The sequence below is a fragment of the Longispora albida DSM 44784 genome, assembly GCF_000379825.1.
GTDB classification, from domain to species: Bacteria; Actinomycetota; Actinomycetes; order Mycobacteriales; family Micromonosporaceae; genus Longispora; species Longispora albida.
The window spans coordinates 580,054-592,986 of record NZ_KB903814.1; the positions used below are offsets into that span (position 1 = coordinate 580,054).

At 71.2% G+C, this 12,933-nt stretch carries 13 protein-coding genes; 8 read left to right on the forward strand and 5 right to left on the reverse strand.

Translation table 11 applies throughout. The annotated features are described in order from the left end of the window. Nucleotides 1-58 precede the first annotated feature (58 nt). The 4 genes from A3G1_RS0106830 to A3G1_RS0106845 form a co-directional block, all read right to left on the reverse strand. Entirely contained in the window at nucleotides 59-751 is a 693-nt protein-coding gene (locus A3G1_RS0106830) for a response regulator (protein WP_018348724.1), read from the reverse strand. Continuing rightward, nucleotides 748-1,893, reverse strand: a complete 1,146-nt coding sequence (locus A3G1_RS0106835) for a sensor histidine kinase (RefSeq protein WP_018348725.1) — start codon at nucleotides 1,891-1,893, stop codon at nucleotides 748-750. The genes A3G1_RS0106830 and A3G1_RS0106835 overlap by 4 nt, the downstream gene beginning before the upstream one ends. 65 nt (nucleotides 1,894-1,958) lie before the next feature. After that, complete coding sequence (locus tag A3G1_RS0106840) at nucleotides 1,959-2,564, reverse strand: TIGR03086 family metal-binding protein (protein WP_018348726.1); 606 nt, start codon at nucleotides 2,562-2,564, stop codon at nucleotides 1,959-1,961. Nucleotides 2,565-2,591: 27 nt separating this feature from the next. Next, entirely contained in the window at nucleotides 2,592-3,878 is a 1,287-nt protein-coding gene (locus A3G1_RS0106845) for a sigma-70 family RNA polymerase sigma factor (protein WP_342664489.1), read from the reverse strand. On the opposite strand from A3G1_RS0106845, the gene A3G1_RS0106850 reads away from it, so the two are divergent. Then, nucleotides 3,796-5,220 carry an MFS transporter gene (locus A3G1_RS0106850; protein ID WP_018348728.1) on the forward strand — a complete coding sequence of 475 codons (1,425 nt, stop codon included), beginning with the start codon at nucleotides 3,796-3,798 and terminating at the stop codon, nucleotides 5,218-5,220. The two genes, A3G1_RS0106845 and A3G1_RS0106850, sit on opposite strands and share 83 nt — an antisense overlap. A gap of 183 nt (nucleotides 5,221-5,403) precedes the next feature. Here the strand turns inward: A3G1_RS0106850 and A3G1_RS33600 are convergent, their stop codons facing one another. After that, nucleotides 5,404-6,915 (reverse strand): GGDEF domain-containing protein, encoded by a 1,512-nt coding sequence (locus A3G1_RS33600; protein WP_018348729.1) that lies wholly within the window; start codon nucleotides 6,913-6,915, stop codon nucleotides 5,404-5,406. A 119-nt stretch (nucleotides 6,916-7,034) separates the two neighbouring features. Here A3G1_RS33600 and A3G1_RS33605 point away from each other — a divergent pair, with 119 nt between their 5' ends. Genes A3G1_RS33605 through A3G1_RS0106890 form a run of 7 tightly spaced genes read left to right on the forward strand, consistent with a single transcriptional unit; the run spans nucleotide 7,035 to nucleotide 12,864 of the window. Further along, nucleotides 7,035-8,672 carry an AMP-binding protein gene (locus A3G1_RS33605; protein WP_018348730.1) on the forward strand — a complete coding sequence of 546 codons (1,638 nt, stop codon included), beginning with the start codon at nucleotides 7,035-7,037 and terminating at the stop codon, nucleotides 8,670-8,672. Then, entirely contained in the window at nucleotides 8,653-9,456 is an 804-nt protein-coding gene (locus A3G1_RS0106865; RefSeq protein ID WP_018348731.1) for a ferritin family protein, read from the forward strand. The genes A3G1_RS33605 and A3G1_RS0106865 overlap by 20 nt, the downstream gene beginning before the upstream one ends. Further along, on the forward strand, nucleotides 9,453-9,944 hold the full coding sequence (locus A3G1_RS0106870) for a PaaI family thioesterase (protein ID WP_040477674.1): 492 nt from the start codon (nucleotides 9,453-9,455) through the stop codon (nucleotides 9,942-9,944). The genes A3G1_RS0106865 and A3G1_RS0106870 overlap by 4 nt, the downstream gene beginning before the upstream one ends. Continuing rightward, nucleotides 9,941-10,171 (forward strand): acyl carrier protein, encoded by a 231-nt coding sequence (locus A3G1_RS0106875; RefSeq protein ID WP_018348733.1) that lies wholly within the window; start codon nucleotides 9,941-9,943, stop codon nucleotides 10,169-10,171. The genes A3G1_RS0106870 and A3G1_RS0106875 overlap by 4 nt, the downstream gene beginning before the upstream one ends. Further along, entirely contained in the window at nucleotides 10,171-11,001 is an 831-nt protein-coding gene (locus A3G1_RS0106880; RefSeq protein WP_018348734.1) for an SAM-dependent methyltransferase, read from the forward strand. The genes A3G1_RS0106875 and A3G1_RS0106880 overlap by 1 nt, the downstream gene beginning before the upstream one ends. A 4-nt stretch (nucleotides 11,002-11,005) precedes the next feature. After that, a complete protein-coding gene (locus tag A3G1_RS33610; RefSeq protein ID WP_085985676.1) occupies nucleotides 11,006-11,593 on the forward strand; it encodes a 4'-phosphopantetheinyl transferase family protein in 588 nt (195 codons plus the stop codon). A gap of 47 nt (nucleotides 11,594-11,640) precedes the next feature. Next, complete coding sequence (locus A3G1_RS0106890) at nucleotides 11,641-12,864, forward strand: chymotrypsin family serine protease (RefSeq protein ID WP_018348736.1); 1,224 nt, start codon at nucleotides 11,641-11,643, stop codon at nucleotides 12,862-12,864. The last annotated feature ends 69 nt before the right edge of the window (nucleotides 12,865-12,933 follow it).

The following is a 12,933-nucleotide window of genomic DNA, read 5'->3' on the forward strand; positions in this document are numbered from 1 at the left end:
CCCTCTGTGGTGGCAGGGTTCGATCGTGGCGGCCGGGGCCGGTCCGGATCATCGGCATTCAGGCTCCGGCCGGACCAGTCCCCGGTACGGCTCCCCGGTCGTACTTCCGGCCGGTCTGGTGGGCCCACATCGCGATCTCGACCCGGTTGCGCGCGCCGAGTTTCGTCATGAGGCTCGCGACGTGGGTCTTCACGGTGCTCAGGGTGATGTACAGCTCGGTGGCGATCTCGCTGTTGGTCCGCCCGCCGGCGACGGCGGCCAGCACCTGCTCCTCCCGGCCGGTCAGCGGGTCGATCGGCTGGGCCGGCGCATCACGCGGCCCGGACTCGGCGAAGGCCTTGAGCAGCCGGCCGGTGACGTGTGGCGAGATGAGCGCGTCGCCTTCCGCCGCGGCGTGGACGGCCTGGGCGAGCATCGCGGCACCGGCGTCCTTGAGCAGGAAGCCCTTCGCCCCGGCCCGCAGCGCCGCGTACACGTACTCGTCGAGGTCGAAGGTCGTGATGACGACGACGGCCATCGGTGCGGCGACGTCGGGACCGGCCAGGGCACGCGTCGCGGCGATCCCGTCCATGCCGGGCATGCGGATGTCGAAGAGGCACACGTCCGGGCGGAGCCGCCGGGCGAGTTCCACGGCGGACAGCCCGTCCCCGGCCTCCCCCACGACCTCGATCCCGGGCTGGGCATCGAGGATCATCACCAGCCCGGTCCGGGTGATCTCCTGGTCGTCTGCGACGATGACCCGGATCGTCATGCCAGCACCCCGTTCCTCGACGGCGCATGGGGAATCTTGGGCAGCACGGCGCTGACCAGCCAGCCACCTGCCGGTGCCGGGCCGGCCTCGCAGGTGCCGCCCAGCAGCTCGGCTCGTTCGATCATGCCGGTCAGGCCGAAGCCCCGCACGCCGCCAGCGCTCCCCGTTCCGTCGTCGGACACGCTCAGCCGGACGTCACGGTCACCGGCCTCGACCAGGATGCTGACCCGGGTGGCGTGCCGGGCGTGCCGCCGGGCGTTGGTGACCGACTCCTGCGCGAGCCTGTAGAGGGCGGAGCCGACGGCTGGGGCGAGGTCGTCGAGCCTGCCTGCCAGCCGCACGCCGACCGGCGGTCCGGGCTGGTCAGCGAGCAGGGCGATGTCGGCGACACCCGGGACGGGGGCCAGCTCGGCTGGTTCGTCCCGGCGGAGCACGCCGACCATCGCCCGCATCTCGGCCAGCGCCCGCGCGGCCTCGGTCTCGATCAGCCGCAGCGCCTCGGCTGGCGCTTCCGGCCGGGCGGGCGCGACGGCCAGCCCGGCCTGCGCCCGGATCGCGATCGCCGAGAAGTGATGGGCGACCGTGTCGTGCAGATCCCGGGCCAGGCTCTCCCGCTCCAGGAGTTTCGCCCGCTCCAGCTCTCTCGCCCGCACTTTTTCCCGGTACCTGACGGCAGCGCCCAGGCCGGCGGCGGCACCCAGCACGCCCAGCGAGCCGGCCGCCCCGGCGATGTCCGTCCTGGACAGTGCCAGGGAGCCGAGCACGTGAGCCGCCAGCACCCCGAACCCGGCCACCGCCTCCCGCCCCGAACCCCAGCGGAACAGGGCATAGGGGAAGAGGACGAAGTACACCGTGGCGTACATGTCCGGCTGGCCGGGCGCGGCGAACAAGGCGACGGCACCGGAGCCCAGGTACGTGACGGCGGTCGTCAGCAGCGGATACGCCCGCCGCCACAGCAACGCCGGCGCGAGCCCCACGGCCACGGCCAGCGGCCAGCCCGGCTCGGCCAGCCCCGGCCGGTACCGGGCTTCGAGCGGGGCGAGCAGCCAGACGGCGGCCAGCAGCGCCCAGTCGCGCCAGGTACGGCGGGGCGGGTCGGCGGGCCGGGGCTCGGCCCAGACCGAACGCAGGAGAGCGGGCACCGCCCGATGGTACGAGGGCTGGCCCGGCGGCGTATCCGCCCAAAGTACGAGGCGAGCAGGCGGTGTCAGCGGCCGGAGCTGACCAGCGGCACCCGGCCGAGGAAGGCGACCAGCCGGTCGGCAGGCCCCGCCGCCGGCGGCACGAGTACCGGCGGGGCGAACTGGCCGGGCCGCTCGGCGGCCGTCACGAACAGCGCGGACAGTTCGAGCAGCTCGTCGGCGAGCAGAGCCGGGATCGGGTGGTCCGCTGCCCCGCACGCCTGCGCGATGTCCCAGCCGTGTACCGCGAGTTCCAGCGCGCCGGTCGCCGCGACCAGGGTGGCGGTGACCGGCCGGCCACCGGCCACGTATACGAGGTCCGCGCTGCCGGGTGCCTGCACCCAGGCGCCGAGCAGGCTGGTCGCCTGGGTGCGGACCAGCTGGGTGATGGTGGCCGGCGGCTCGTGCCGGGTACGAGAGGAAAAAGACCTGTCGCCGATCGCCTCCTGCAACGTCAGCAGCGAGTCGCTGACGTGCACCAGCAGCGCGCACAGATCCCAGCGCCCGCAGGGCGTGGGCCTGGACATGTCGTCCGGGCCGATCCGGTGCAGGCTGCCGAGCAGGTACGTGATCGCCCGCTCCAGCAGTGACACTCCCCCGGTCAGCGCGGCGTCGGGCTCGGTGCTGGTCATTTTCCCTCTCTCCCCAGTGGATTCCGGCTAGAGGACAGCCGGAAGGCCGAAGGTCTCGAACAGCTTCGGCTCGAAGAACGCAGCGACGTGCGAGACGCTGCCGTCGGTGATGGTGAGCACCTGAATGTGGAACGGCCTGTGCACGCCGTCCTCACCGAGCATGTACAGGCCGAAGGCCGGCTGCCCGTTCGCCTCGGTCGCGACCAGGCGCATGTCGCCGGGCCCGCGCGCCGGGCACTGGTTGTCGATGAGGTAGCTGATGTCGGCCGGACCCTGGTACCAGCCGGTGAACGGCGGCATCTCCCACACGGCGTCCGCGGTGAACATGCTGGCGATCGCCGCGATGTCCTTCTTCTCGAACGCCTCGACGTAGCGTTCCAGCAGCTCCCGGTTGTGCGTGTTGTCGGGCTCGGCGATCTCCTCCTCCGACACCGAGACGCTGCCGAGCTGGGCCCGCGCCCGCTGGAGGCTGCTGTTCACCGCCGCGGTACTGATCCCGAGCAGCTCACCGACCTCAGCGGCCTTCCACTGGAGCACCTCACGGAGCAGCAGCACCGCGCGCTGCTGCGGCGGCAGGTGCTGGAGAGCCGCGATCAGCGCGAGCCGGATGCTGGTGCGCGAGGACACCACGGCGGCCGGGTCGGCGTGGTCGTTACCGGACACCATCGCGTCGGGGATCGGCTCCAGCCACGGCACCTCGCCGCCCTGCACCAGGTCGTCGGCCGGGTTGGAGCTCGGCGCGCCCAGGCCGGTCGGCAGCGGGCGGCGGGTCCGGGTCTCCAGGGCCGTGAGGCAGGTCCGGGTGGCGATCCGGTGCAGCCAGGTCCGCAGGGACGAGTTGCCCTCGAACTTGTGGTACGCCCGCCACGCCCGCAGATACGTCTCCTGGACCAGGTCCTCGGCGTCGTGGACGGAGCCGACCATGCGGTAGCAGTGCGCGAGCAGCTCCCGCCGGAACGGGTCGGCCTGCCGGAGGAAGTCCTCGTCGTTGGCGGGGGTTTCAGCCATGACCTCGGCCCTTCGTGTCTCTCGTTCCCCGTCCGGACGGGGAAGCTCTCCCAGGGGTAGACCGGCGGCGCGCGGGGAACTCATCGCCGCCAGCAGAGAAATTTTCGCACCCGTCCGGCGGCACGTGTCCCACGCCACTGTGGATATACCCCCCAGGGGTATGTTACGTTCGGCTCGCAGATACCCCCAGGGGGTACCACCCCCGGCTGGAGAGGACACCGTCATGCGTACTGGAAACCGGCGCTGGCAGGCACTGGGCCTGATCGCGGCAGCCCAGTTCATGGTCATCATGGACACGTCGATCATCGGGGTGGCGCTGCCACGGATCCAGGAGGACGTGGGCTTCACACCGCACAACCTGTCCTGGGTGTTCAACGCGTACGTCGTCGCGTTCGGCGGGCTCCTGCTGCTCGGCGGCCGGCTGTCCGACCTGTTCGGAGCGCGGCGGCTGTTCACGGCAGGCTGGGCGATCCTGCTCGCGGGGTCGGCGGTGGCCGGGGCAGCCGGTTCGGTACCGGCCGAGCTGACCGGGCGGGCCGTCCAGGGCCTGGGCGCTGCACTGATCGCACCAGCGGCCCTGACACTCCTGATGACACTCTTCGGGAGTACGCCACGTGACCTGACCAAGGCCCTCGCGGTCTACGGCGCGGCGGCACCGGCAGGCGGCACGGTCGGCGTCTTCCTCGGCGGCGTCATCACGGAGTACCTGACCTGGGAGTGGGTCTTCTACATCAACATCCCGGTCGCGGCGGCCGCCGTCGCACTGACCCCGGTACTGATGCCCGCCGGTGCGCGCAGCCGGGGCGGGGTCGACCTGATCGGCGCGGCCACGGTCACCGCTGGGCTGGCGGCTCTGGTGTACGGGATCGTGGCGGCTCCCGAGCGCGGCTGGACCGACGCGGGCACGATCGGCGCGCTGACGGCCGCGGTACTGCTGCTCGGCGGGTTCGTCGTGATCCAGGCCTGGCGCCGCAACCCCCTGATGCGCCTCGGTATCTGGCGCAGCCCCGGACTGGCGGCGGCCAACCTCGCCCAGGCTCTGCTCGGCGCGGCGTGGATCCCGATGTGGTTCTTCCTGAACCTGTACCTCCAGCAGGTCCTCGGCTACTCGGCCTTCCCCAGCGGCGCGGCCCTGCTGCCGATGACGGCACTCATCATGATCGGCATGATCGTCCTCGCCCCGCGTGGCATCGCGCGCTTCGGCACGAAGACGCTGACCGTCGCCGGGATGGCCGTCCTCGCGGCGGGCATGGGCTGGCTGGCGTTCGTACCGGCCTCCGGCTCCTTCTGGATCGACGTGCTGCCGCCCTCGCTGCTGGCCGCGCTGGGCATGTCGCTGGCGTTCATACCCTCCCTGGGTACCGCGCTGTCGGCGGCCCGCCCTGAGGAGGGTGGCCTGGCGGCCGGCATCGTCAACACGAGCTACCAGGTCGGCTCGGCCCTCGGGCTGGCAGGCATGACGGCGGTGGCCGCCGCGTACGGCGCCACACAGCTCGGGGACAAGGTGGCGCTGACCGGCGGGTACTCGGCGGCCTTCACCGGAGCCGCGCTCATCGCCCTGGCCGGCGCGGCCCTCGCAGCCATCACCCTGCCCCGCCCGGCGAGCCCGGCACCGGCCGAGTCCACGGTGGAGGTCCCAGCGGGCTAGCCATCACACGACTTCGGCGGGCAGATCCCTGAGGATCTGCCCGCCGTCTCGTTTGCCGTCAGCCGTTACAGGCGGCTTCGAGGGTGGCGACGTCGAGTTTCCGCATCGGGTACACAGCCCGGGTCGTGCGGGTGACGGCAGCTCTGTCCGATGTGGAGATGATGGCCGGGCCGCCGTTCTCCTCTAGTGCTGGTGCTTCTTCAGGTACATGGCGCGGTCGGCGGCCTCGATGCCGGTCGTGATCTCGCGGGCGTCCAGCGGGGACCAGCCGATGCTCACTGTCACTTTCGCCTCCGGCGCGATGGCGGCCCAGTCCTCGCCCTCGATCCCGGCGCCGATCCGCTCGCCGATCTCGCTGGCCTGGGACGGGGAGGCTCCGGGCAGGACGAGGACGAACTCGTCGCCGCCGTACCGGGCCACGAAGTCCCCGCGCCGCACCGCGCTCGCCATGATCGCCGCGACCCGTTCCAGTACCAGGTCACCGACGGCGTGCCCGTGCGTGTCGTTGATCGCCTTGAAGCCGTCGAGGTCGCACATCGCGAGCATGGCCTGCGCGCCGTGCAGGGCGAGGTCGGCGAGGTACCGGTGCAGGTAGCGGCGGTTGGGCAGCCCGGTCAGCGGATCCGTGCGGGCGTCGCCGGCGTACCTGGCGGCGGCGTGCCGCAGGTGCTCGTGGTCGATCCGGGCTGACACGCCCTCGACGTACAGGCTGGCGTAGCTGCTCAGGTGCTCGCAGACCCGGCGGTGCATGGCCTGCTGGGCTTCCATCGCGGCTGGCAGGTCGCGCCGGGCGAGGTGCGCGAGCACCCGGAGCCTGGCCGGCTCGGCCGCGCCGAAGGTGAGGTCGGCGACCCGGATCGTGTCGAGCATGGCCAGGGCCTCGTCCCCGTCGCCGGCCGCGAGGGCGTCGCACACGCCGGCCATCGCCACGATGTCGCGTTCCTCTGGCCCGTCGCCGAGCCCGGTCTCGTAGCCGGCGATGTCCAGTGTGGACCTCTCTCCGCCCATCGCGGCGAGCCGCTTGACGGCATAGGCGACGTACGCCCAGTCCAGGGCCGGGAACACGGGAATCCCGCGCGCCCGCCGCGTTGACGCCGCCGCGATGATCTCGGTGAGGGTCCGCCTGCACCCGGCCGGGTCGCCCCGGTGGTCGCGGGCGAGGGCGTACCGGACGGGGACCTCCGGGGCGACGATGTCGTAGTGGTTCCCGGCGAGCAGCTCGCCGCGCTGGACCTGGTCGAGTGCCGCGAGGGCCGGCTCGTGCAGGCCGAGGTACGAGAAGGTCAGGCCGATGTCGTGCCAGCCGACGAGTACCCCGATCGCGCTGATGTCGGCTTCGCTGAACGTGCGGCGGGCGTGGATGAGGTGCCGGACGGCCAGGTCGACGGCGCCGCGCTGCTGGGCGATCCAGGCAGCGAGGACGTGGAGCTCGCCGGCCAGTGCCGGGTCCCAGTGGGCGTCGACGGCCGTGAAGGCCCGGCTGAGGATGCGGACGCAGTCGTCGAGCCTGCGGGTGTTGGCCGCCGCGATCGCCTGGTACGTCATGGCCTGGAGGGCGGCGTGCGGGTCTTTCGACTCCTCCGCGATCCGTTCCGCCTCGGCGTAGGCCCGGTCGTAGCTGCCGCCGACCACCAGGGCCTGGAGGTAGCGGTACACGGCGGCCCGATCGTGCGGGCTCGGAGGCGCCTCGGACATCGTTTCCGATGTTATCCCTGTTCAGCATGCTTGTACGCCCAACCGTACGGCTGCGAGTCAGTGTCCGGTCAGCGGGTATGAGGCAGAGTCGACACCGTCCAAGAGCCTTCGGGGGTGACATGTTCGGCCCGACCCTGCACGAGACCCTGGACCACGCCGCGGCCAAGAGCCCGTCAGCGGCAGCGGTGTTCCCGACGGCCTCGGCCGCCGACACCCTGCCAGAGCTGGCAGCGGCCTCGGTCCGGATGGCCACAGCCCTGCTCGCCGCCGGGGTGGCTCCTGGCGACAGGGCCGGCATCCTCTGCCCGAACGAACCGGCCTTCCTGCGGGCCGTGTTCGCGCTGAGCCGGATCGGGGCCGCCGCCTGCCCGCTGCCACTCCCCGTCGCACTGCGCGACCTGGAGCTGTACGTGGCCAGGCTGGCCCGCGTGATCGAGGTGGCTGGCATCCGGCACGTCGTGGTCACAGACGGCTTCACCGACCTCATCGACGCGCTCGGCGAGCTGCTGCCCGGCGTGACGCTGCTGCGGGCCGGCCAGCTCGACGGCCCGGAGGACCGGCGCAAGCTCCCGATCGTCGACCCGTCATCGATCGCCGTCGTCCAGTTCACGTCCGGCAGCACCGCCAGCCCCAAGGGTGTGCTGCTGAGCCAGGACAACGTGCTCGGCGGGCTCGACGCCATCGCGTCCGGCGTCGACATGGGCCGGCCCGGCGACGCCGGGGCCGTGTGGCTGCCGCTCTACCACGACATGGGCCTGTTCGGCTCGCTCAGCGCGCTGCTCAGCGGCCTGCCGATGTACATATGGTCGCCGGTCTCGTTCGTCAAGAACCCGCAGAACTGGCTGCGTGAGCTGATGGCGACCGGGCACGACATGATCTGCCCGCTGCCCAACTTCGGCTACGACTACCTGCTCCAGGCCTTCGCCAAGTCCACATTGGACGGGCTCGACATGAGCCGCTGGCGCGTCGCCTTCAACGGCTCCGAGGCCATCGACAGCGCGTCGGTCGGTGCCTTCTGCGACCGTTTCGCGCCTGCGGGCTTCCGGGCCTCCTCGATGTTTCCGGTGTACGGGCTGGCGGAGGCCACCCTCGCCGCCACGTTCCCCCCGCTGGGCCGGGAGCCGTCCTTCGACTGGGTGGACGCGGCGCGGCTGGCGACGGACGGGGTGGCCGAGCCCGCCGCCGGTACGCGGGCTCGGGCGATCGCGAACGTCGGGCCGCCCGTGAAGGGACTCGAACTGCGGATCGACGGGACCACTGCGGACGGTGTCGTCGGCGAGGTACAGCTGCGCGGGCGGCCGGTGACCCAGGGGTATCTGGCGGCCGAGCAGCCGTTCACCGCCGACGGCTGGCTGCGGACGGGCGATCTCGGGTACACGAGAAATGGTGACCTGCATGTCACCGGCCGCATCAAGGAAATGATCATCGTGCGGGGGGAGAACTTCTACCCCGAGGACGTCGAGGGCGCGGTGCGCGACCTGCCCGGCATCCACAAGCGCCGGGTGGTGGCCCTCGCCGACGGGGAGACGATGGTGCTCGCCGCCGAGACCAGGCTGAGCGGGCCGGACCGGGTGAGGCTGCACACCGAGATCACCGAGCTGGCCGGCCGGGTGCTCGGGCTGGCGGGCTCCGGCAGCCTGGCCGTGCACCTGCTGCCGCCCCGGTCCATCGAGCGCACCACGAGCGGGAAGCTGCAACGCCTCGCCATGCTGCAAAAGATCAACTCAGGGAGCGATCGTGCGACTGCACAGTCTTGACATCTTCAAGCAGTACGAGAAGCACCAGTGGCAGCTCCGGGACCTCGACTTCACCGCGATCCGGCACGACCTGATCAAGCCGGAGTACATCACCCTGGTGCGCAGCGCCGTGATCGGTGAGTCCAATGTGGTCGCCGCGACGCACGGCCTGCTGAACGAGTTCATGGAGGGTGAGTACGACGTGCCCACCTTCGCGATCATCTGGGGCTGGCAGGAGGTGCAGCACCACTTCGCTTTCAAGAGCTGGCTGCACGCCGTCGACCCGGACTTCGACGTGGACGAGAAGGTCATCCGGGCGATGCGCGAGCCGTACCCGGACGGCTCGACGCGTGCGGCGACCCTCGCCACGAACGTCGCCTCCGAGCTCATGGTGAACCGGGTCTACCGCGGCATCTCCCGCTGGGTCGAGGAACCGGTGCTCAAGGACATCTTCCTGCGGGCCAGCCGCGACGAGTCCGGCCACGCCCGCGAGTTCCTGTACTTCCTCCGCAAGCGCCTGGAGACCCACCCCGAGGAGATGGCCTCGGTACTGGAGACGCTCTACGTCTACGTCTCCCCCGGCGACATCCAGCACCCGGTGAGCGTCTTCAAGAGCGGGCTCGACGCCCTCTCCGACTCCGAGACCATCGACACCGGCTTCGACATGTTCATGGCCCAGGTGGCAGGCGACGGCGAGATCAAGGAGATCCACAACAACATCCGCCGGGTGTTCAGCGAGGTCACCGGCTTCGACCTGTCGACGAACGCGAAGATCCGGCGGGCGCTCGCCGAGTGCACGGGATGACGGCCGTAGAGACGCCCTGGGCCGCGTCCCTCAGCGACTACCGCTGCTTCGGGTGCAGCCCGCACAACCCGCACGGCCTCCAGCTCGTCTTCCACGAGGCCGGCGACGCGCTGGAGTGCACGTTCCAGCTGGGGCGGACCTTCGAGTCGTACCCGGGCATGGTGCACGGCGGCGTCATCGGCACCATCTGCGACGAGGTGATGGGCAACCTCATCGTGCTGCGCGAGGGCCGCTCGGCGTTCACGGTCGGCATCCGCCTGCGGTACCTGGCCCCGCTGTCGGTCGGCGAGGAGTACCGGTGCGTGGCCCGGGTCCGCCCCGCCGGGCAGCTGTACCAGGGCTCGGCCGAGGTCCTTGACCGGGACGGCACCCTGCTCGTCACCGCGACCGGCACCTTCCAGCCCGTCGACATGGACCGGGCCCGCGAGCACATGCACCTGACTGACACCGAGACCGAGCAGCTGTCGATGCGAATGGAGCGCCCATGACCACCCTGGAGACCCTCACCGAGATCACCGCCGAGGCGTTCGGCGTACCCGCCGCCGAGCTGAGCCCCGACCGCGACCTGCGCGGGATCGACGGCGTGGACTCGGTCAAGGTGCTGCGCGCGATCGCCAGGATCGAACAGCGCTACGACGTGGAGCTGGAGGACTCCGACGTGTTCGCGGTGAAGACCCTCGGCGACCTGGTGACCCTGATCGAGAAGGCCCAGTGATGCGGACGGCCGACACCAGCCAGCACTACGAGCTGGACCCGGAGGTCTTCGGGCTGTTCCTCGACCCGATGCGCAAGTACTCCTGCGGGATCTACGAGTCGCCGTCGGACACCCTTGCCGAGGCCCAGGTCCGCAAGCTGCACTTCGTGGCTGGCCGGCTCGGGCTGCGCGGCGGGGAACGGCTGCTGGACATCGGCTGCGGCTGGGGTTCGCTGCCGTTGTTCATGGCGCAGGAGTACAAGTGCGAGGTCACGGGGCTGAGCCCGGCCGGCCGGCAGCACGCCTACATCCGGGGCCTGGCCGCCGAGCGCGGGCTGAGCAGCAGGGTGAACATCCGCTCCGGGTACTTCGAGACGGCGGAGTTCGGCGTCGAGCGCTACGACGGCATCACCATGCTCGGCTCGATCGTGCACATGCCCGACCTGGCCGGCGTGTACAGCAAGGCCCGGTCGCTTCTCCGCAAGGGCGGCATGCTGTACGTGTCGGAGAGCTGTTTCCGCAACGCCGGCATGCACGCGCGCTTCGACGCGGAGGGTGGCACGCGGTTCGTCCGGGAGAGCATCTACGGCTCCGGCGAGATGCGCCCGCTGTCCGACCTGGTCCGCGCGGCCGAGGACGCCGGGCTGTCCGTGGTGGCCGTCGACGACCTGACCGACAACTACCGGCGGACCATCGCCGACTGGATGACCAACGCGAAGGCCCGCGCCGACGAGCTCAACGCGCACCAGCCGGGCCTCGCGGAGAACATGATCCGCTACTTCGAGATCTGCAACGCCGCCTGGGGCTACACGACCAAGCACTATGCCCTGACGTGCAGCCGGTCGCGATAGGGACATGCTCTGTCACGTGTGGTGGGCCAGGCCTGGCCTGGTCCACCTCGGCCTGCTCAGCCGGGCCGAGCGCAGCAGGCTCCCCGGGCACCACAACCCCGCGCAGTACGTGATGGGTGTGGCACTCCTCCGGCTCCTGGCCGGCGCACTGCTGGACGTGCCGCCGGCCGGGGTCCGGATCGAACGGTCCTGCCCGGACTGCGACCGGCCGCACGGCAAGCCGGTGATCCCCGGCGGGCCGCACGTCTCCGTGTCGCACGCCGGCGAGTGGGTGGTCGCGGTCGCCGCGCCGGCCCCGGTCGGCGTCGATGTCGAGGTGACGGCCGATGACGGCTGGTCACCGGGCATGGACCGGCACGTCTTCTCCCCTGACGAGCAGGGTTCCCCGTCGGCACACCGTTTCTTCCGGTACTGGACCCGCAAGGAGGCCGTGATCAAAGCGACCGGCCGGCCCGTCCCGATGACCACGCTGAGCCTGTCCGGGCTGGACGGCTGGGTGGTGGCCGACCTGCTGGCGGAGGCCGGGTACGCGGCGGCCGTGGCTGTGCGCACTCCAGAGTCTGTCCAATTTGCGGTTTCCCAAGTGGCCTGACCGCAGACCTGCATAAAGTCCCCTTACATACCGAAAGGGGGCGCTCTATGCGCAGAGCCAGAAGCCTGCTGCTCGTCGCGGCCACAGTGCTGACGACGGGTGCGTTCGCCACAGTGGCCGCCGGGAACCCGGCAGCAGCGGGACCATCCGGGCCCGGTACCGGCGCCGAGGCCGGCCAGGACTCCCTCACCGACCTCAAGCTGCTGGCCAAGGCCCGCGGCTGGACACTGCAACAGGCCAGGGAACACCGCGAGCTCTCCGACAGGTTCGGGGAGCTCCAGGCCCGCGTCGCCACCGACCGCCCGGCCCTCTACGCCGGCGCCCGGCTCGCAGGCACCCCGGACGGCGCCCCGTCGCTGTTCGTCAAGGGCAAGGCCGACGAGCACATCCGCAGCCTGATCGGCACGGCAGGCTTCCCGGTCGAGCTGGCCGAGGACCGGCCCTACTCCTGGCTGGAACTCGAGGACCGCTCGATCAAGCTCAACGAGCACCTGATCACGCTGGGCTACTCCGACATCGTGACCGCCGTCGACGAGACGACCTCCACAGTGGAGGCTGTCGTGACCCGCAAGCCGGGCGCGCCGTCGAAGGCAGAGGACGTCGGGCCGCAGCTGCCGGCCGCGCTCCAGAACGGCGTGCGGATCACGCTCACCGACACCGACGTGGCGGCCGACGAGTCGGCGTTCGGCGGCATGTGGGTTCGCAAGGACGGCGCCAACAACTGCACGAGCGGCTGGTCGGTGCGCCGGATCAGCGACGGCCTCACGGGCGTGACGACGGCCGGGCACTGCGACGGCATCGACGAGATCGTGCACCCGGGCGTCGGCACGCACCCGCTCTACCACCGGGCCGAGCACCGTGGCCAGTACGGTGACGTCGAGTGGAAGACCTCCCCGGCAGCGGAGCCGGACGACTTCTACGCCACGGCCTCCGAGGTACGCGACGTGGCGGCATTGGAGGCCCGGGCGAACATCACGGTCGGCGAGGCGGTCTGCGTGTACGGCCGCTCGTCCAACTCCCGCGACTGCAGCCACACCGTGATGCGCACGTCGATCTCGTGCACCAACAACGGCGTGTTCAACAACCGGCTGGTCGCGATGAACGCCAAGCGGACCACCATCGGCGGCGACTCCGGCGGCGGCTGGTCGTTCAACAACACCGCGTACGGCTCCCACAAGGGCGGCTGCACAGTGGACGGCGCGACCCGCAACGTGTTCAGCGTCGCCGACCTGTACGACGAGGCGCTGGGCGTCCGCGTCCGCACGTCGTAGGCCCCAGGCGGGTACGAGTGCTGGCCAGGGTCTGGGCGGGTTCCCATGCCGTCCAGGCCCCGGCCGGCG

Excerpts from the sequence above, each read along its gene's own strand:
- A3G1_RS0106845 (WP_342664489.1), bottom strand. The coding sequence starts at position 3,878 with ATGATCGACGTGTCCATGATGACCATGAACTGGGCTGCCGCGATCAGG.
- A3G1_RS0106890 (WP_018348736.1), top strand. The coding sequence starts at position 11,641 with ATGCGCAGAGCCAGAAGCCTGCTGCTCGTCGCGGCCACAGTGCTGACG.
- A3G1_RS0106880 (WP_018348734.1), top strand. The coding sequence starts at position 10,171 with ATGCGGACGGCCGACACCAGCCAGCACTACGAGCTGGACCCGGAGGTC.
- A3G1_RS0106870 (WP_040477674.1), top strand. The coding sequence starts at position 9,453 with ATGACGGCCGTAGAGACGCCCTGGGCCGCGTCCCTCAGCGACTACCGC.
- A3G1_RS0106840 (WP_018348726.1), bottom strand. The coding sequence starts at position 2,564 with ATGACCAGCACCGAGCCCGACGCCGCGCTGACCGGGGGAGTGTCACTG.
- A3G1_RS33610 (WP_085985676.1), top strand. The coding sequence starts at position 11,006 with ATGCTCTGTCACGTGTGGTGGGCCAGGCCTGGCCTGGTCCACCTCGGC.
- A3G1_RS0106830 (WP_018348724.1), bottom strand. The coding sequence starts at position 751 with ATGACGATCCGGGTCATCGTCGCAGACGACCAGGAGATCACCCGGACC.
- A3G1_RS33600 (WP_018348729.1), bottom strand. The coding sequence starts at position 6,915 with ATGTCCGAGGCGCCTCCGAGCCCGCACGATCGGGCCGCCGTGTACCGC.
- A3G1_RS0106850 (WP_018348728.1), top strand. The coding sequence starts at position 3,796 with ATGCGTACTGGAAACCGGCGCTGGCAGGCACTGGGCCTGATCGCGGCA.
- A3G1_RS33605 (WP_018348730.1), top strand. The coding sequence starts at position 7,035 with ATGTTCGGCCCGACCCTGCACGAGACCCTGGACCACGCCGCGGCCAAG.
- A3G1_RS0106875 (WP_018348733.1), top strand. The coding sequence starts at position 9,941 with ATGACCACCCTGGAGACCCTCACCGAGATCACCGCCGAGGCGTTCGGC.